This is a genomic window from Burkholderia sp. 8Y (genome assembly GCF_902506145.1).
Lineage (GTDB): Bacteria > Pseudomonadota > Gammaproteobacteria > Burkholderiales > Burkholderiaceae > Caballeronia.
On record NZ_LR733519.1, the window covers coordinates 317,447 to 334,161 of the forward strand.

19 protein-coding genes are annotated in these 16,715 nt (G+C 62.1%); 8 read left to right on the plus strand and 11 right to left on the minus strand.

Going from position 1 to position 16,715, the window contains the following annotated elements:
• Window positions 1-46: 46 nt before the first annotated feature.
• Window positions 47-1,195: an alpha/beta fold hydrolase gene (locus tag GV035_RS01410; protein ID WP_159832758.1), complete on the plus strand. Its 1,149-nt coding sequence runs from the start codon at window positions 47-49 to the stop codon at window positions 1,193-1,195.
• A 20-nt stretch (window positions 1,196-1,215) separates the two neighbouring features.
• On the opposite strand, the gene GV035_RS01415 is transcribed toward GV035_RS01410, so the two are convergent.
• From GV035_RS01415 to GV035_RS01440, 6 genes are all read right to left on the minus strand, one after another.
• Entirely contained in the window at window positions 1,216-2,589 is a 1,374-nt protein-coding gene (locus tag GV035_RS01415) for a sigma-54 dependent transcriptional regulator (RefSeq protein ID WP_159832759.1), read from the minus strand.
• Window positions 2,590-2,863: 274 nt separating this feature from the next.
• Window positions 2,864-3,532 (minus strand): RraA family protein, encoded by a 669-nt coding sequence (locus tag GV035_RS01420; protein WP_159832760.1) that lies wholly within the window; start codon window positions 3,530-3,532, stop codon window positions 2,864-2,866.
• Window positions 3,529-4,569 (minus strand): amidohydrolase family protein, encoded by a 1,041-nt coding sequence (locus GV035_RS01425; protein WP_159832761.1) that lies wholly within the window; start codon window positions 4,567-4,569, stop codon window positions 3,529-3,531. Before GV035_RS01425 ends, GV035_RS01420 begins: the two co-directional genes overlap by 4 nt.
• 26 nt (window positions 4,570-4,595) lie before the next feature.
• Entirely contained in the window at window positions 4,596-5,954 is a 1,359-nt protein-coding gene (locus GV035_RS01430) for an MFS transporter (protein WP_236572378.1), read from the minus strand.
• Window positions 5,955-6,144: 190 nt separating this feature from the next.
• On the minus strand, window positions 6,145-7,038 hold the full coding sequence (locus GV035_RS01435) for a LysR family transcriptional regulator (RefSeq protein ID WP_159832762.1): 894 nt from the start codon (window positions 7,036-7,038) through the stop codon (window positions 6,145-6,147).
• Window positions 7,039-7,158: 120 nt separating this feature from the next.
• On the minus strand, window positions 7,159-7,467 hold the full coding sequence (locus tag GV035_RS01440; protein ID WP_159832763.1) for a hypothetical protein: 309 nt from the start codon (window positions 7,465-7,467) through the stop codon (window positions 7,159-7,161).
• A gap of 235 nt (window positions 7,468-7,702) precedes the next feature.
• Between GV035_RS01440 and GV035_RS01445 the strand changes: the two genes are divergently transcribed.
• Both GV035_RS01445 and ppk2 read left to right on the plus strand, forming a co-directional pair.
• Window positions 7,703-7,924 (plus strand): YdcH family protein, encoded by a 222-nt coding sequence (locus GV035_RS01445; RefSeq protein ID WP_159832764.1) that lies wholly within the window; start codon window positions 7,703-7,705, stop codon window positions 7,922-7,924.
• A gap of 57 nt (window positions 7,925-7,981) precedes the next feature.
• Entirely contained in the window at window positions 7,982-9,100 is a 1,119-nt protein-coding gene (gene ppk2, locus GV035_RS01450; protein ID WP_442859511.1) for a polyphosphate kinase 2, read from the plus strand.
• On the opposite strand, the gene GV035_RS01455 is transcribed toward ppk2, so the two are convergent.
• The gene (locus GV035_RS01455) at window positions 9,097-9,981 is read right to left on the minus strand and encodes a LysR family transcriptional regulator (protein ID WP_159832765.1); all 885 of its coding nucleotides are present in this window, start codon (window positions 9,979-9,981) and stop codon (window positions 9,097-9,099) included. The two genes, ppk2 and GV035_RS01455, sit on opposite strands and share 4 nt — an antisense overlap.
• An 81-nt stretch (window positions 9,982-10,062) precedes the next feature.
• On the opposite strand from GV035_RS01455, the gene GV035_RS01460 reads away from it, so the two are divergent.
• Window positions 10,063-10,830 (plus strand): sulfite exporter TauE/SafE family protein, encoded by a 768-nt coding sequence (locus tag GV035_RS01460; RefSeq protein ID WP_159832766.1) that lies wholly within the window; start codon window positions 10,063-10,065, stop codon window positions 10,828-10,830.
• A 151-nt stretch (window positions 10,831-10,981) separates the two neighbouring features.
• On the opposite strand, the gene GV035_RS01465 is transcribed toward GV035_RS01460, so the two are convergent.
• Together GV035_RS01465 and GV035_RS01470 are read right to left on the minus strand one after the other, a co-directional pair.
• Window positions 10,982-11,416: a hypothetical protein gene (locus GV035_RS01465; RefSeq protein ID WP_236572526.1), complete on the minus strand. Its 435-nt coding sequence runs from the start codon at window positions 11,414-11,416 to the stop codon at window positions 10,982-10,984.
• Between the two features lie 258 nt (window positions 11,417-11,674).
• The gene (locus tag GV035_RS01470) at window positions 11,675-11,878 is read right to left on the minus strand and encodes a cold-shock protein (protein WP_008347993.1); all 204 of its coding nucleotides are present in this window, start codon (window positions 11,876-11,878) and stop codon (window positions 11,675-11,677) included.
• Between the two features lie 296 nt (window positions 11,879-12,174).
• Here GV035_RS01470 and GV035_RS01475 point away from each other — a divergent pair, with 296 nt between their 5' ends.
• From GV035_RS01475 to GV035_RS01490, 4 genes are all read left to right on the plus strand, one after another.
• Entirely contained in the window at window positions 12,175-13,029 is an 855-nt protein-coding gene (locus GV035_RS01475) for an oxidoreductase (RefSeq protein ID WP_159832768.1), read from the plus strand.
• 8 nt (window positions 13,030-13,037) lie between these two features.
• Window positions 13,038-13,592, plus strand: a complete 555-nt coding sequence (locus GV035_RS01480) for a M48 family metalloprotease (protein ID WP_159832769.1) — start codon at window positions 13,038-13,040, stop codon at window positions 13,590-13,592.
• Between the two features lie 114 nt (window positions 13,593-13,706).
• Complete coding sequence (locus GV035_RS01485; protein WP_159832770.1) at window positions 13,707-14,510, plus strand: EAL domain-containing protein; 804 nt, start codon at window positions 13,707-13,709, stop codon at window positions 14,508-14,510.
• 83 nt (window positions 14,511-14,593) lie between these two features.
• Window positions 14,594-14,938: a response regulator gene (locus GV035_RS01490; RefSeq protein WP_159832771.1), complete on the plus strand. Its 345-nt coding sequence runs from the start codon at window positions 14,594-14,596 to the stop codon at window positions 14,936-14,938.
• A 24-nt stretch (window positions 14,939-14,962) separates the two neighbouring features.
• Here GV035_RS01490 and GV035_RS01495 read toward each other — a convergent pair whose 3' ends face one another.
• Window positions 14,963-15,220, minus strand: coding sequence for a hypothetical protein (locus tag GV035_RS01495; protein WP_159832772.1), 258 nt, complete (start codon window positions 15,218-15,220; stop codon window positions 14,963-14,965).
• Between the two features lie 56 nt (window positions 15,221-15,276).
• On the minus strand, window positions 15,277-16,377 hold the full coding sequence (locus GV035_RS01500; protein ID WP_159832773.1) for a glycosyltransferase family 2 protein: 1,101 nt from the start codon (window positions 16,375-16,377) through the stop codon (window positions 15,277-15,279).
• Window positions 16,378-16,715: the final 338 nt, after the last annotated feature.

Consider the following 16,715-nt stretch of genomic DNA (forward strand, 5'->3'; position numbering starts at 1 on the left):
CCTAACGGAAATGGCATGATGTTGCTCTCGCCAAAAGGAGCCGCGCATGAGTGAGACCTTGCCCGCTTTGCCCTTGCCCGACGGCGTGCGTGCGCGCTTTGTCGATAATGGCAACGGCCTGTCGATGCATATGCTGGAAGCGGGGTACGACACGCCGCAAAGGCCGTGCATCGTGTTGCTTCACGGCTTTCCCGAACTGGCCTATAGCTGGCGCAAGGTCATGAAACCGCTCGCGGACGCGGGGTTTCACGTTGTCGCGCCCGACCAGCGAGGCTTTGGCAGAACCGGCGGGGCGGACATGAGCTTCGCTGCGGATCTCGCCGATTACGCCATGCCGAACCTCGTCGCTGACACACTGGGCCTCGTTTTCGCACTGGGCCATACGTCCGTTGCCGCTGTCGTGGGCCATGATTTCGGCTCCTTCGTGGCAGCGTGGTGCGCGCTCATCCGGCCCGATGTGTTCAGCTCGCTGGTGATGATGAGTGCGCCGTTCGCAGGGCCGCCGCGTTTCCAGTTCGACGATGCGCCTTCCCCCACGATGGCCGATGCCTTGGACGCGCTTGCCTCGCTCGATCCGCCGCGCAAGTACTATCAACGCTATTTCAGCGAGCCGCAGGCTAACGATGACATGTGGCATGCGCCGCAAGGACTTGCCGATTTTTTGCGTGCGTACTGGCACGTCAAGAGCGCGGACTGGTCCGGCAATCGGCCGCATCCGCTCGTCGCGCCCGCTGTTGAAGAACTCGCGTTGCTGCCCGCGTATTACGTGATGCGCGCCGATCAGACGATGCCGGCGACCGTCGCGCAGTACATGCCGTCGCCCGAACAGATCGCATCATGTGGATGGCTCGACGACGCCGAACTGCACGTCTATGCCGGCGAATTCGCGCGCACGGGATTCCAGGGTGGTTTGAACTGGTACCGAGCGAGCGGCGACGAACGGCAGGCCGCGCGCTTGCGGCTGTGGTCGGGCCGCACGATCGACGTGCCTGCGTGCTTTATCGCGGGAAGCAGCGACTGGGGCTGTTATCAGAGACCGGGCGATCTCGAAGCCATGCGCCAGCGCGCTTGCACGAATCTTCGCGCGATGCATTTCATCGAAGGCGCGGGGCATTGGGTGCAGCAGGAACAGGCGCGAACCGTGGTGAGCCGCATCCTGCGCTTTCTGCGGCAGGATGCCCCGCCGATCTTCTGAGCGCGCGATCGATGCGCCGCTCAGGCGCTCGATACCTGTAGCGGACGGTCTTCCTTCGCGCGCAGTCCGTACGCGGTCAGCAAGCGATAAAGCGTGACGCGTGAGATGCCCAGTTCGTCGGCCGCTTCGCCGAGCCGTCCGCGATGCCGCAGGAGCGCCACCTCGATGGCCTGCCGCTCCGCTGTTTCGCGCGCTTGCGCAAGCGTCGTCGGCGCGGCTTCGACGTAATCGCCCAGTTCGAGATCGCTCGCGAGAATCTGCCGTCCTTCGCACATGACGATGGCGCGCCTCACGCGATTGATCAGCTCGCGCACGTTGCCGGGCCAGCCATAGTTGTGAAGCGCGGCGATGGCGCAGGGCGCAAAGCCGCGCAAACGGCGGCTCGCGTCGCGCCTGAAGCGTTCCAGCATGTGATTGGCGAGCAGTTCAATGTCCTTGCCGCGCACGCGCAACGGCGGCTCGTCGATCTGCAACACGCATAGACGGTGATAAAGGTCGGCGCGAAAGCGCCCTTCGAGCATCGCGGTCTGCATATCGACGTGCGTCGCCGAAATGATGCGGACGTCCACGGCCGTCGAACTCTGTCCGCCGAGGCGCTCGATCTTGCGTTCCTGAAGGAAGCGAAGCAGGCTCGCCTGGCTTTCGAGCGGCAAATCGCCGATTTCATCGAGAAACAGCGTGCCGCCGTCCGCCGCTTCCACGCGGCCGATCTTGCGCTGATTCGCGCCCGTGAACGCGCCGCGCTCGTAGCCGAAGAGCTCGGATTGCAGCAGATGCGGAGGAATCGCGCCGCAGTTGATCGCGACGAAAGGCTGCTCGCGGCGTGCCGAACGCGCGTGAATGGCGAGCGCGGTCAGTTCCTTGCCGGTGCCCGATTCGCCCGAGATGAACACCGGCGCATCCGTCATCGCGACTTTGCGGATAGAGCGGTACAGGGCCTGCATCGCTTCGCAGGTGCCCACCATGCCGATTTCGTTGCCATCGGGCTTGTGTGCATCGTTGCAGGCGGCATCGTGCAACGAGACCATGCCGTAAGCGTGACCCACGGCATCGACAATGCGCTCGGCCGCCGAAGGCACCGTCACGTAGTCGAAGCAGTAGTCGCGGATCAGACGGCAGACATCCGGGTTATCGCCGTGATCCGGATCGACGGTCGCGACCCAGCCGATGCGATGCCCCGACAGCAGCGCCGTGAGCGAGGACGCGTCCTTCGCATGCCCTCGGCTGGTCAGATCGATGATGCCGGCCGCCGCGCGTTTGTCGTGCTTGGCGGCTTTGGGCGGCTTGGCCGGCGTGACGTACTCGATCGCCCAGCCGCGCGCATGCAGGCGCTCGGCTAGATCATCCGACACGGCGCGTCCTGCGAAGTAGAGTGTTCTCGATTCCCCGTACATGGCTTTCTCTCAGTATCTATTTTGTATGTAGACACAGTATGCCCTTGAGACTGCTGAGGCAAAAAGCCGCGCAAACGATCTCCGTAAGTTAATTGTTTGCATTGCCCGCTGAAAGCGATTAAGAAAGCTTGAGCAAATTTTGCATGACATTCGTTCGCTTTTATGGCGAACGAATGTTCTATTGCGCGAGAGGCGCGTCATTGCAGGGCCGCAGGGCCTTAGGAGACAGGGCGCTTTTACTTGTTTGTTTTTATTGGCGCGGGCAGGACGCCGCTTAACCCTTCATCGCCCGTTCGAGTTGGCCGGGAACCCACGCGCGGTCGAACGCGCCTTCGAGAATGGAACGCAACGCCTGCGCTTCCTTCAGTTCTTGCGCGCGCGCGCCTTTGAGCACGTCGGCTGCATCGGCTTGCGCGATGGCGAGCACGCCGTCCTCGTCGCCGACGACGATATCGCCCGGATGAACCACCATGCCGCCGACGGAAACCGGCACGTTGATCTCGCCCGGGCCGTTCTTATACGGGCCGCGATGCGTCACGCCGCGCGCATAGACCGGAAAATCGCGGGCGCGCAGCGACGCCACATCGCGGATCGCGCCGTCGATCACGAGGCCCTTGAGGCCGATGCTCTCGGCGTAGCTCGCCATGATGTCGCCCATGAGCGCCTGATGCAGGTCGCCGCCGCCGTCGATCACGAGCACGTCGCCGGGTCGGCAGAAATCGAACGCCAGGTGAATGGCGAGGTTGTCGCCGGGGCGCGTGCGTACGGTGACCGCGGTGCCCGCCATCGCTTTGGGCCGATGATAAGGCGTGAGGCCGATCGCGCCCGACGCGCGCGCCATGTTGTCCGACAAGAGCGATACGGCAAGTGAGCCGAGCGCGTCGAGCAATTCGGCGCTCGCTTGCGCAGCGGACGGATTGTGCCGCCATCCGGGAGCATTCATGGTGCGACTCCTTGGGTTGAAGTGTTGCGTTCGAGCCGTGCGCCGAGGCGCGGATAAACGGCGCGCGCATTGCCTTCGAAGATGCGCTGCCTGTCGTCGTCGGCAAGCCAGGTAATGCCGTCGATATAGCGGCGGGTATCGTCGAAGTGATGGCCCGTCTCGGGATCGATGCCTTGCACCGCACCGATCGTTTCTGACGCGAAGAGAATGTTCTTCGCCGGTATGACGCGCGCGAGCAGTTCCGCGCCGGGCTGGTGATAGACGCAGGTATCGAAGAAAACGTTATTCAGCAGATAGTCGGACAGAAGCGGACGCTTCATGTCCTGCGCGAGACCGCGATACCGTCCCCAGTGATAGGGAACCGCGCCGCCGCCGTGGGGAATCACGAGCTTGAGCGTCGGGAAATCGGCGAACAGGTCGCCCGCGAGCAACTGCATGAACACGGAGGTGTCGCCGTTGATGTAATGCGCGCCGGTGGCGTGAAAGTTCGGATTGCACGACGACGACACATGGATCATCGCGGGCACGTCCAATTCGACGAGAGCTTCGTAGAGCGGATACCAATGGCGGTCGGTCATCGGCGGGCCGGACCAGTGACCACCCGACGGGTCCGGATTCAGATTGCAGCCGATGAAGCCCAGCTCTTCGACGCAGCGCCGCAATTCGGGGATGCAGTTCTTCGGATCGACGCCCGGAGCTTGCGGCAACTGACATACGCCGATGAAATTCTGCGGAAACAAGTCCACGACGCGATGAATCAGGTCATTGCATTCGCTCGACCATAGTGCGTTGGCGTTCGCATCGCCGAGATGATGGCCCATGCCGGCGGCACGCGGCGAGAAGATCGTCAGATCGATGCCGCGCTCCTGCTGCACGCGCAGTTGCGCATTGCCGATGGTGTCGCGAATCTGGTCGTCGCTGATATGCGGGCGGGGCGGCACCGGCGTGCCGTCGGCGAGCGCCTGAATCTGGCGCGTGCGCCACGCCTCATGTTCCGGCGGTGAAGTCGTGTAGTGGCCGTGACAGTCGATAATCATGAATGGCTCGCGTAAGTATCGTTGATTCACAGCGAATGCTTGGCGCTGCGGCGCGTGTCGCCGGTGCGTTCATCGACCGCTTCATCGTCGGCGGGACGCACGCGCATGACGAGCGCGATGATCGTCGCGATCACGAGGAAGGCTGCGATGGTCACGAGCGCGAGCTTGAAACTGCCGGTCGCGCTGCGCACGAGGCCGATGCTCCACGGCCCGACGAGCCCGCCGAACTGCGCGATGGTGTTGATGAGCGCAATGGTCGCGGCACCCGCCGCGCCCGTGCGGAACGAGGCCGCGAGGCTCCAGAACAGCGGATTGCCCGCGTAGATGAAGAGGCCGGTGACGCACAACAGCGCATAAGCGATGACAGGCGAGGGCGCGTAGGCGCTCGCGGCAATCGCAACGGCGCTCATGCCATACACGAATGCGAGGTGCTTCTTGCGATCGCCCGTGCGGTCAGAGCTGCGGCTGATGATGAACGTGCCCAGCACGCCGAGCAGAGGCGGCGCGGCGGACAGAAAGCCCACTTCGATATTGCTGAGATGTCCGAGGCTCTTGACGATTTGCGGCAGCCACAGGAAGAGCCCGTAGATGCCCACGAGCGCGCATCCGAAAAGGCATGCAAGGCTCCAGACGCGGATATCGCCGGCCACGCGCCACATCGAAACGTGCGTGTCGCCGCCGAGTTGCTTGCGTTCTTCCTGAAGCGTGCTTTCCAGCCATTGCTTTTCTTCGGTGGTGAGCCAGTCCGCATCGGCGGGGCGCTCCTGCATCACTTTCAGCGTGACGACGCCGAGCAGGATGGCGGGCACGCCTTCGCAGATGAACATCCATTGCCACCCGGCGAGCCCGAGCACGCCATTGGCATAGGTCATAAGCGCCGTCGAAATGGGACCGCCCAATACGGCCGAGAACGAGCCGGCGATGATATAGCCGCCCACTGCACGCGCCCGATAACGCTCGGGAAACCATTTGGTCAGATAGACAGCCACGCCCGGCAGAAAGCCCGCTTCCATCACGCCGAGCAGAAAGCGCAACGTATAGAAGCTCTTGTCATTGAAAACGAAAGCGGTCGCCGCCGCCACCGCGCCCCACGTGATGAGAATGCGCGCGATCCATCTTCGCGCGCCCACGCGATGCAGCAGCAAGTTGCTCGGTACTTCCAGCAGCATGTAGCCGACGAAAAACACGCTACCCGCGAAGCCGAATACGGCCGGGCTGAAGTTCAGCGCGTGATTCATGTCGAGCGCCGCGAAGCCGATGTTGATGCGGTCGAGATAATTGAAGAACATCATCGCGAACAAGAGCGGCATGAGGCGGCGGTAGACCTTGTGCATCGTGGCCGAAGCGGTCGCGGACGCGATCCCGGATGCGGGCGCTGGGGTCATCGTTGTCTCCATGCGCCGGCTTCGTTGCCGGCGTCTATTCGATGGCTAGTCAATGGGGGGCGAGCGCGAACACATGCGCTCGCCTCACGCGAAGGTCATCATAGGGATGCAAGGGCGCGGCCGTCCAAGACGGAATCGGCATGCTTCTATAGGCTTTTACTTATAGCAGCGGTGAAGCTGCGCTGGACGGTCAGCGTTGCGGCTCTGCGAGAGGAAGGCACGCAAGAAAGGCCTGCACGTGAGGCGAGGCGTCAGGGCTTCGAAAGGTCGCCGTGAGCGACGTGATCTGCGCGGCGCCCGGTCCCGTCAGATGCCGATAGACGACATCCGAGCGGCCGTGCAGCGCCACCGATTCCCCGACATAAGTCACACCCAGGCCGGCCGCGACGAGCGCGATGGCCGTCTGAATCTCGTAAGCCTCGTGCGCCACGTTGAGCGTGGCGCCCGCGTCGCGATAGAGCGAAGCAATGAAGCGTGGAAACTGCGCGGCAGGGTGCTTCGGATAAACGATAAGCGGCGTTTGCGCGAGTTCGTCGATGCGGACCGTCTTACGTTCGGCGAGCGGATGGTCGGATGCCAGCACCGCCATCACGCGTTCGTGCAGCAGCGTGCGCGTAGCGCAGCCGGGACGGTCGGGGGCCTGTCTGCCGATTCCGATATGAATGCGCGCATCGCGAAATGCATCGGCCTGTTCCTCGGTGAGCATTTCGAAGAGCTTGAGTTCGACCTTCGGATAGGCTGCGTGGAATGCCTTGAGCGCGGGCGGCAGCACGCTGTACATGGCCGAGCGCGTGAAGCCGATGGCAAGCCAGCCGTGCGTGCCGGCATCGATGGCGCGCACGCCGAGCGTCGCCTGCTCGCAGCGTTCCAGAATTTGCCGCGCTTCGGTGTAGAAATAACTGCCCGCTTCGGTCAGCCGCAACGGCCGGCTGCCCCGATCCACCAACTGGCTGCCGAGACGTTCTTCGAGCGAACGAATCTGCTGTGAAAGCGCGGGCTGCGCAATATGCAGACGTTCTGCCGCCCGGCTGAAGTTGAGTTCTTCAGCGAGCACGATGAAGCACTGCAATCCCCGAAGATTCATTGCATGGCGCTCCTGACCGCCGGCGTGTTCATGTGAATGACTCGACCGCGGGCGTCCGCCCGATCGGCGGAACATGATAACGAAGCGCGCGGGTCCCGCGCAAAGCGGAGCCGTCTTGTTTTATCTGGCGTTGCCTGCCGCCGCGCCTGCGCGAGCGGTCGCGCCTGCATTCGTCGCCGCGTTGGCCGGGCTTTGACCATTGACCCCGTTCGTCGTGTTTCCGTAATTCGCTCCGGCGGACGTGGAATTCGAAATGGAATTCGAATAGGCCGGCGACGATTTCGCCGGCTTCGGCTGAAGCGTCTGATTGATGACGCCTATTTGCCCGAGCTTTTGCGCAGCGGAGCTGTCCGCATGCGATGCCGTGGTGACGCACAAGCCGCCCGCGCCGATCGCGAGCGCAATGGCGGAAGTCAACGCTGTTTTCATGCTTTCTCCCTGCGGGAACGTGTCGTCCCAAGAGACACCATGGTGCGCGAGAAACGTGCCCGAAGGCAGAGGGGTTTTCGCCTACTGCCCGAGACGTGCGCCGCAATGCAGACATGCGGCGATATCACGCAGCACCGAAACAGGCAGCTTCGGACGAAAGATCGCCGGTAATCGGTAAGATGTACTACGCAGTGTTGATTAACGCTGTCGTTGAACCTGCATGGAGAATCGCAACATGTTTCCCGAATATCGTGACCTCATCTCTCGCCTCAAGACCGAAGACGCGCACTTCTCGAGGCTTTTCGAACGGCACAATGCGCTCGACCACGAGATCCGCAACATGGAAACCGGCGTCACGCCCGCGGATTCGTTTGCCATTGAATCGTTGAAAAAGGAAAAGCTGCTGCTGAAGGACAAGATGTACGTCGTCTTGCGCAGGGCCGCCGAAGCCGCTTGAACGCGCAAGAGTACGCGCCGCCGCACACGCTGCACACGCGATATGGAGTAAAAGACTTTGAAAAACACACGATCAACCGGGACACAGGCAGGCAAGGCTGCCCAGCGTCAAAAGCAGGAACAGGACGGCGATGTGAGCGTCGTCGAACCGTCAGAAGCGATACTCGAACAGGAAACGCAGGACGCAGTGGATACGGCCAATGACCTCATATCCAGCGGCATGGAAGACATCCTCACGTATGCCGCGTCGAGCGGCAGCAGCGCAGAAACGAGGCTCGACACGCTGAAGGCCATGATGGGCGGTCTATCGCCGGACGAAGCGGCGACCCTGCGCGCGTATCTTTTCGAGGCTACGTCGCTCGTCAGCGCGCCGGCGTCGCGCAGGCAGCGGCAGGACGAAGAACTGTCGCCCGGCTGGCGGCATGGCGATTATCCGTACAAGCACCTGATGTCGCGCCAGGCGTACGAGAAGCAGAAATATCGGCTACAGGTCGAATTGCTGAAGCTTCAGGCGTGGGTCAGGGAGACCGGCCAACGCGTCGTCATCCTGTTCGAAGGGCGCGATGCGGCCGGCAAGGGCGGCGCCATCAAACGCTTCATGGAACACCTGAATCCGCGTGGCGCGCGCGTCGTCGCACTTGAGAAGCCGTCGGAACGCGAAAAGGGGCAATGGTACTTTCAGCGTTACGTCGAGCATCTCCCGACCGCCGGCGAGATCGTGCTATTCGACCGTTCGTGGTACAACCGCGCGGGCGTCGAGCGCGTGATGGGCTTCTGCACGAACCAGGAGTACGACGCCTTCATGCAACAGGTGCCGGCCTTCGAGCGGCATCTGACGCAAAGCGGCATGCACATCATCAAGTTCTGGTTCTCGGTGAGCCGCGCGGAGCAGCGCCGCCGTTTCAAGGAGCGCGAAGTGCATCCGCTCAAGCAATGGAAACTGAGTCCGGTGGACCTGGCATCGCTCGACAAGTGGGACGACTACACAGCCGCGAAAGAAGCCATGTTCGCGCATACCGATACCGCCGATACGCCGTGGACCGTCGTGCGCTCCGATTGCAAGAAGCGGGCGCGTCTCAATGCAATGCGTTATGTGTTGCATCGCCTGCCGTTTGCGAATCGCGACATCCAGACGATCGGTCCTGTCGATCCGCTGATCGTGGGGCGGGCGTTCTAGGCGGCGGCTTCCATCAATTGATGCGCAAGCAGGCGCGCATGCGGCGTCAAGGTATCGAAATCGCGTGCGCATAGATGCAGGCGGCGCGCGGCCCACGGCTCAGATAACGGCACGATCGCGAGCCCCGGCCGCCGCAACGCCTGCGCCGACACGTCGGAAAGAATCGCGATGCCGATCCCGGCTTCAATCAGCATCCCGACGCTGTCGAGACTGCGCATATGAATGCGGTAATGCAACTGCCTGCCAAGGCGCGACGCGCGCTCGGACAGATGCATTTCCAGCGCGGCATCCGCGAGTCCGACGTACGCTTCGTTCACGATATCCGCGAATGCCACCGCCCGTTGCTGTGCCACGCGATGCGCGCGGTGCGCGACCACCACGAGCTGATCCTGCGCGATCACGTGTGTCTGAAGGCTCGCGAGATCGGTGATATCGGCCACGATGCCCAAGTCCGCGCGACCCTCGGCCAGCGCCTGCACGATATCGACGCTCGGCCGTTCGTCGAGGTCGATGGAAAGGTCGGGATGCGCCGCGAGAAAGCGCGCAAGCTGCATCGGCAGGAACGCGGCAAGGGCGGCCGTATTCGAAAGCAGCTTGATGCGTCCTTTGAGACCAGTGGCGTAGTGGCGCAACTCTCCCTTCATGTATTCGACCTGAGCCAGAACCATGCGTGCATGGCGCACGAATGTTTCGCCCGCGGCGGTCGCCTGTACGCCGCGGCGGTTGCGTTCGAGAAGCGGTGCGCCGAGCGCCGCTTCCATTCCCGCGATGCGTTCGCTCGCCGACGCCAGCGCAAGATGCATGGCCTGTGCGCCCGCCGTGATGCTGCCGCGCTCAAGCACGGTCAGAAAGAGCCTCATGTCGATGAGATCGAACCGCATGCCATGCCTTCGGTCTCGCCGAAGCCTCGCATTGGAAATGCCAGATTGTAAGCGCGCAGGCGGCCCGCTACGATTGGCCGCATGGAACCTCTCATCGTTGTGACGGGCGCGGGTCTGGTCGCGGGCGCCATGAACGCGCTCGCGGGCGGCGGTTCGTTCGTGAGCCTGCCGGCGCTGATTGCAGCCGGTTTGCCACCGGTTCAGGCGAATGCTTCGTCGACCGTGGCGCTCTTTCCGGGCGGCGTCGTGAGCGCGTGGGCCTATCGCGACGGCCTGAGTCCGGTCGGTCCCGTGTCGATACGCGCGATGCTCGTCATCACCGTGATCGGCGGGCTGATCGGCGCGGCGTTGTTGTTGTCCACGTCGTCATCCACATTCTCGTTTCTGTTGCCGTGGCTCATGCTATGCGCGAGCTTGGCCCTCGCATTCGGCCGCAGGATCGGCGAAGCGTTACGGCAACGGTGGCGGATCGGCGCGCCGGCGGTCCTCGCGATCCAGTTGGCGCTTGGCGTCTATGGCGGCTATTTTGGCGGAGCCGTGGGCATCATGATGATGGCCGTCTGGGGGCTGCTCGATACGCGCGATCTCAAGAGCCTCAATGCGCCCCGTACGTTACTGGTCAGCGCGGCGAACTCGGTCGCCGTATTGACGTTCGCGCTCGCGCATGCGGTGCGCTGGCCGGAAACCTTCGCGATGCTCGTCGCGGCCATGGCGGGCGGATATGGCGGCGCGCAGCTCGGTCGCCGCATGCCGCCCGGCGCGATCCGGATCGGTACGTTGATTCTGAGCACGGGCATCACGATCGCATTCTTTGCGCGAACCTATGGGCCGATGTTTTGGCATCGGTGACACGCTTGTCCTGCTCATGAAAACGTCATGATTTCCGCATTGCTGGAGACGATCGGCGCGCTATCGGTGCTCGTAAGCGTGGCGGCGAAGATCGCGTGGGCGCGCGAACAGCGGGAAGAATCGGCGCATGCCGATTCTGTCCGCGCAGGCTTCACTGAGGGGAGCTTGCGTAGGGCGGCAAGCCCAGCGGCTTCAAAGCGGATTCATAGGCGCGGACAAAACGGGGATCGTCGTCCGCTTCGCGCGCCATCCACGCGCCGAGTTCCTCGCTGCAAGCGGCCTGCGCGATGGAATCGAAACACGCGGACTTCTCGTTCATCATGCTCGCCGCCCAATAGAAGCTGAATAGCGTTCGTTTCTCGGCAGGGCTCATGTGAATTGCGTCGGGATCAGTGCCCGAAAGCCAGTGCGCGAGCTTTGCCTTGAGCGTCGCATCGGTTTCGTGGACGTCATATGAAAAGAGATAGCCGCCGCCGGACTGAGCGGTATGGAAGTCATCCATCACGACCGCGCTCACGAAACGGGCCGCACGCGCATTCAGCGCAAACGATTGCGCCTGGGCGCTCGCGAACACACACCAGAGCATGACGAGCAACGCATTCGTTCCATACCGTGACCAGACACGGCGCCTTTCTTGACTGCTTCGCGGATTCACGCCAATGAAGACCAGAGAATGGGCTGCAAGAACATACGCAGCGTTGAGTGAGATGCTTGAATTCTACTGACTTATAAGCAAGTCCGCGCCACTGAATCGGGCAGTGCCGGACAATCGACCTGAATCAGATCTACAAAAGACAAACGGCCCCGAAGGGCCGTCGTGCGCCGAGGCAGCCTGCTTACTGCGTTACAGCGGCTGGATCGTCGAAGCCTGCTTGCCCTTGGGGCCTTGCTTGACTTCGAAGCTCACCTTCTGGTTTTCCTGAAGCGACTTGAAACCCTTGGACTGGATTTCGGAGAAATGTGCAAACAGGTCCTCACCGCCGTCGTCCGGCGTAATGAAACCAAAACCCTTTGCATCGTTGAACCACTTGACGGTACCTGTTGCCATTTTTCCAACCTTAAGAGACGAATTTCGTTGAAGATGCGCCCGTGATGTCGAGCGAATACATTTTTACCATGACTCGGGATTTTGGTCCAATACGCGTTTCTGCTAACCAAGTGGACTTAAGCGCGTCACATTGAACGAATTACTTGGCGTCTCCCAAGTGTCGGTTCAATTTGCCGCTTTATGTTCGCGAGGCATTAGACATATCGAATGCCCTTTAGCGCGGCAACGGCCTAAGCACGTTCGCCGCATTGCGCTCAAAATGACTGACACGCCGCCATCTTCCACGGAGACAAGCAATGTCAGCTTCATCCAGCGATTCGCCTGTGTGGTTCATCACGGGCTGTTCGACCGGCTTTGGCCGTGAGCTCGCCGCCGCCGTCATCGATCGCGGATGGCGCGCGGTGGTTGCCGCACGCAATCCGCAGAGCGTCACCGATCTCGTCGAGCGTGCAGCGGGACGCGCGATTGCGGTCCAACTGGACGTGACGCGCGCCGAGGAAATCGCAGCCGCTGTGAACGCCGCGCATGAATCGTTCGGCCATATCGATGTGCTCGTGAACAACGCGGGCTTCGGCTATCTCGCTGCCGTCGAGGAGGGCGAGGAGGACGAAGTGCGGGCCATGTTCGAAGCCAACTTCTTCGGCGCGGCCGCGATGATCCGGGCGGTCCTGCCAAGAATGCGCGAGCGCCGCGCGGGGCATATCGTCAATATCACGTCGGTGGGCGGGCTCGTCGGCAATCCGGGCAGCGGCTATTACGCCGCGACGAAATTCGCGTTGGAAGGACTCGGCGAGGCGCTCGGGCGCGAGACGGAAGGGCTCGGCATCAAGGTGACGGCGGTGGAGCCCGGGCCGTTCCGCACGGACTGGGCGGGCCGCTCGCTGCGTCAGGCGAAGCAGGCGATCGACGACTACGCCGAAGTCGCGGGCCGCCGGCGTGCCGGCATCGCGCAACAGAGCGGCAAGCAGCCCGGCGATCCGGCACGGGCGGCGCAGGTCATCATCGAAGCGGTGCAGTCCTCGCGACCGCCCGCGCATCTCGTGCTCGGCAACGCCGGCATGGAACTGGTGCGCGGCAAGCTCGGCCGCCTCACACGCGACCTCGACGCCTGGCAGGCGCGTAGCGCATGGAGCGACAACCCCGTCGAATAACGCTCGACATGGACGAGAGGGAAGCGCACGCGTCGCGTCTCGTCGCGGACTATGCGGCGGCGCTGGGCATCGCGCCGCCCGACGTCCGGTTCGTCCAGACGTCGCCTGGACCCTGCTACGAGGCGTTGTTCAACCGCATAGAGATCGACTCGCGCACGCTCGGCTTACCCGAGCCTGCGCTTCGCCTCGTTCTCGCACATGAAGTCGCGCACGCAACGCAACGCGCCGCGCTGCTTGCCGACTTTCTGTGGATCGTGCTTCGCGTGACCGTAATGTTCTCGGTGCCCTGCATCCTGTTTGCGGCCTTGCCGGATCGTGAGCTTTGGCGCGTGTCCATTCCCGGTGCATGCTTTGCGCTGATATGGGTGGCTTCTTGGTGGGCGTGGCGCATACGGGCGAGCAAACGCGCCGTTACGCTGGAACTCGACGCAGACGCCAAGGCCACCCAGCTTTGCGGTTCGCAAGCGACTTTGAGCGCCCTCGAAGTCATGTTGATGCGCGGTTATATCGACGCTGATCGCTTTCATGCGATGCAAGACCGCTTGCCTCCGTCTTCGCCATGAATCCCTAAAGAACGATGAACGCCTGCCGTTACTGGGCTGGATACGCCTTTTCTTATCCGGTCGCTTTGACATCCTAATGGCGTGGGACCGGGAAAATATTACGGGGATTCACTCATGAACGTTGAACGAGGCGTTGCGAGCCATATCGCCATTCAGTCGGCTTCGTCGGCTTCGTCTGGTTGCGCAGGCTGCAAGACCGACTCCGATACGGCGCTCGCCTTCGCGTTTGCGTTTCAGCCTATCGTCGATGTCGTCGCAGGCGCGCCATTCGCGCACGAGGCGTTGGTGCGCGGTTTGAAAGGCGAACCGGCGGGCACGGTGCTCTCGCAAGTCATCGACAGCAACCGCTACCACTTCGATCAACGCTGCCGCACGACGGCCATCGCGCAGGCGGTGGAACTCGGGCTCGAAGGCTTTCTCTCCATCAACTTCATGCCGAACGCGGTGTATCGGCCGGAAGCGTGTATTCGCAGCACGTTCGACGCCGCGGAGAAGCACGGCTTTCCGATCGAGCGCATCATCTTCGAGACGGTCGAAGGCGAGAACATCATCAGCCGGCCGCATCTCGTCGATATCTTTCGTGCGTACAAGCGTTTCGGCTTTCAGACTGCAATCGACGATTTCGGCGCAGGCTACTCGGGCCTGACCTTGCTCGCCGATTTTCAGCCGGACCTCATCAAGCTCGATATGGACCTCGTGCGCGGCATCGACACGGATTCGGTGCGGCAGCGGATCGTCTGCGGCGTGCTGGCCATTTGCCGCGACCTCGGCATTCGTGTGATTGCGGAAGGCATCGAGACGAAGGGCGAGCGCGACTTCTTCCTTGCCAACGATGTGCGTCTCATGCAGGGCTACTTCTTCGCGAAGCCTGCTTTCAATGCGATTCCCGCATTAAGCGAGGCTTCGTTCGCGGCCTGAGAATGGCTCGCTTCTTGCGTGCGTTTGAGGCTTGGCGCTTGGCCTCAAGCGCGACGCGCATCAACGCCCCCGGATGACCGATCATGTATGTCCTGTTTGTAGAAGATGACGCCCGTCTTTGCGATGCATTCAGAGACCTGGCTGTGTCGCTTGGACACGTCGCGCACGTGGCCTACGACGGTCATCAGGCGATGCTGCTCGCAGCGGAGAATCGCTACGACACCATCTTCATCGATATCGGCTTGCCCGACGTCGACGGCCGGGACTTGTGCCGGCGCTTGCGGGCGGCGGGGCCGAGTCAGCTTGCGTGCGTCGTGGCCGTCACGGGCGATGATCGGCACAGGAACGAGTTGCACGAGCATTTCGACGGCTATTTTCTGAAGCCTTTCACGGCGGATGGCTTCAGGGCAGTGCTGGACGCCTGCTGACGCTTGGAGCATTGCGTGTCTTGTTCAAACATCGAGATCGTCAGCCGCCTTGCGTTCGCGGCGTTCTTCGTTCGCGCGCCGCGCGCGCAGGCGCTGCCGTGACAACTGGGCGATCACTTCGCCCGTCGATGCACCGGCAGGAATCTCGTTACGAATGACTTTGGGAACCATGGGCAAGCCCATGCGCTGCCTGCGCAGCGCAATGGCGATAGCAGTCCGGCATGTTTGTCCGTGACAGTCCCATTCGTCGCGGATTCTTTCGCAATAGGGGCACTTTTCCATGCCTGCAGTTTACTGCCAAACGCGGCACGCTCGCCGCGCTTGGGCCTCGGGCGACTCTAGGCGCCCGAACGCTCGCTCATGCGCAACCGTTCTTGCGCAAGCGGGCGCCGCGCACGCTGATGATGATCGAGGCTGCGTCTTAGCACTTTCTTCACGAGCGACTTGAGAAAGTGAATGGACCTGTCCTTGCGCACGTCCAGATCGAAAGGCTTCAGTTCGACCACTTGGCGACCGTTGCGCTCACCGAGCCTTGCGCGCGTGTCGCGATGGTCCGCCGCCATCCTCGATAGTATTTCCGACGCCTCGCGGAACGATGCACGATCGACTCGGGCGCAGACATGACACGCGCGATGAAAGATCTTGTCGAACACGGCAAGCCAGAAATCGTCCATCTCGCCGCCGTCGCAGCGCGCGAGCGCCTCGACACCGTTGACCTGCAGGTCGCGCATGTCGTGCAGCGTGGACTTCTGCGTGATACTGCCAAAGCGCCTGCGATAGCCGATCAACGGCTCGGCGATGCGGTAGAAGCGTTTGGCGCGCAGAAAGATGGAAGGGATGAGCGCCATGTCCTCATACACGCGGCCCACGGGAAACTGCATCGTCTTGAAGAACTCAGTGCGATAGACGCGCGCCCATACAAACGTATGGAACTTGTCGGCGAAGTCGAGCCGCGCACTGCGATCCACTGCGTGATCGCCGCCTTCAGTCTTGGTGACCAGTTCGAGTTGTTCGAGCTCGCGATCTTCGTCGTCGATGATGCTCACGTTGTACTCGATCATGTCGTAATTACCTTCCGCGAGCCGTGGAATGACGGCTTCGGTAAAACCCTTGAGGTAAATATCGTCGCCATCCAGAAAGCCGACATAAGGCGTGCTTACCGACGCCAGCCCCGTATTGCGCGCGGCGCTGACGCCACTGTTCTGCTGGCGAATAAGTTGAATATGCGCGCCGCCGTCGCGTTCGATCATGGCTTGCACGGCGGCGTGCGTCTCGTCGGGCGAACCGTCGTCGACGACGATGATCTTCAGCCTGTCGATATGAGGCTGGCTCAGTAGCGACTCGAGCGCTTCTTCGATGTAACCCTCGACGTTATAGGCTGCCACCACGATGGTGAGCAGCGGACTTGTGGCTTGCACAGAGTCACGTTCGAAAGACATAAGGACGCTCCGTCGTAAATCGGATTGAAAGGTGCGCCGCTGTAAGGGCGACGCAGTAGCGCGAATGGACTTCGCGCTCCCCGGACGAATCTCCTGGTCAATTGCATCGCACACGGCGCGGCATGCCGTGAACAGAACGGCACTGCGCGCGTTGCGATGTCTAGTTATAGGTGCTGGCGGACCCGGTCGACATGTCGAAGAGACAGTGGACGAGCCAGTCGATGCCTTGGCACCGGAGCGGCATGCTCCGATGTGATGCACGTGTTGTCAACCGCGCCACGCAATAGAGCGGGTTCTCTGCGGTGGGTTCCCCGACTATGCCCGAATTTCTGCATTCT

Excerpts from the sequence above, each read along its gene's own strand:
- GV035_RS01475 (WP_159832768.1), top strand. The coding sequence starts at position 12,175 with ATGTCAGCTTCATCCAGCGATTCGCCTGTGTGGTTCATCACGGGCTGT.
- GV035_RS01435 (WP_159832762.1), bottom strand. The coding sequence starts at position 7,038 with ATGAATCTTCGGGGATTGCAGTGCTTCATCGTGCTCGCTGAAGAACTC.
- GV035_RS01440 (WP_159832763.1), bottom strand. The coding sequence starts at position 7,467 with ATGAAAACAGCGTTGACTTCCGCCATTGCGCTCGCGATCGGCGCGGGC.
- GV035_RS01445 (WP_159832764.1), top strand. The coding sequence starts at position 7,703 with ATGTTTCCCGAATATCGTGACCTCATCTCTCGCCTCAAGACCGAAGAC.
- GV035_RS01500 (WP_159832773.1), bottom strand. The coding sequence starts at position 16,377 with ATGTCTTTCGAACGTGACTCTGTGCAAGCCACAAGTCCGCTGCTCACC.
- GV035_RS01415 (WP_159832759.1), bottom strand. The coding sequence starts at position 2,589 with ATGTACGGGGAATCGAGAACACTCTACTTCGCAGGACGCGCCGTGTCG.
- GV035_RS01480 (WP_159832769.1), top strand. The coding sequence starts at position 13,038 with ATGGACGAGAGGGAAGCGCACGCGTCGCGTCTCGTCGCGGACTATGCG.
- GV035_RS01465 (WP_236572526.1), bottom strand. The coding sequence starts at position 11,416 with ATGCTCTGGTGTGTGTTCGCGAGCGCCCAGGCGCAATCGTTTGCGCTG.
- GV035_RS01410 (WP_159832758.1), top strand. The coding sequence starts at position 47 with ATGAGTGAGACCTTGCCCGCTTTGCCCTTGCCCGACGGCGTGCGTGCG.
- GV035_RS01470 (WP_008347993.1), bottom strand. The coding sequence starts at position 11,878 with ATGGCAACAGGTACCGTCAAGTGGTTCAACGATGCAAAGGGTTTTGGT.
- GV035_RS01460 (WP_159832766.1), top strand. The coding sequence starts at position 10,063 with ATGGAACCTCTCATCGTTGTGACGGGCGCGGGTCTGGTCGCGGGCGCC.
- GV035_RS01430 (WP_236572378.1), bottom strand. The coding sequence starts at position 5,954 with ATGACCCCAGCGCCCGCATCCGGGATCGCGTCCGCGACCGCTTCGGCC.
- GV035_RS01490 (WP_159832771.1), top strand. The coding sequence starts at position 14,594 with ATGTATGTCCTGTTTGTAGAAGATGACGCCCGTCTTTGCGATGCATTC.
- GV035_RS01485 (WP_159832770.1), top strand. The coding sequence starts at position 13,707 with ATGAACGTTGAACGAGGCGTTGCGAGCCATATCGCCATTCAGTCGGCT.
- GV035_RS01420 (WP_159832760.1), bottom strand. The coding sequence starts at position 3,532 with ATGAATGCTCCCGGATGGCGGCACAATCCGTCCGCTGCGCAAGCGAGC.
- GV035_RS01495 (WP_159832772.1), bottom strand. The coding sequence starts at position 15,220 with ATGGAAAAGTGCCCCTATTGCGAAAGAATCCGCGACGAATGGGACTGT.
- GV035_RS01455 (WP_159832765.1), bottom strand. The coding sequence starts at position 9,981 with ATGCGGTTCGATCTCATCGACATGAGGCTCTTTCTGACCGTGCTTGAG.
- GV035_RS01425 (WP_159832761.1), bottom strand. The coding sequence starts at position 4,569 with ATGATTATCGACTGTCACGGCCACTACACGACTTCACCGCCGGAACAT.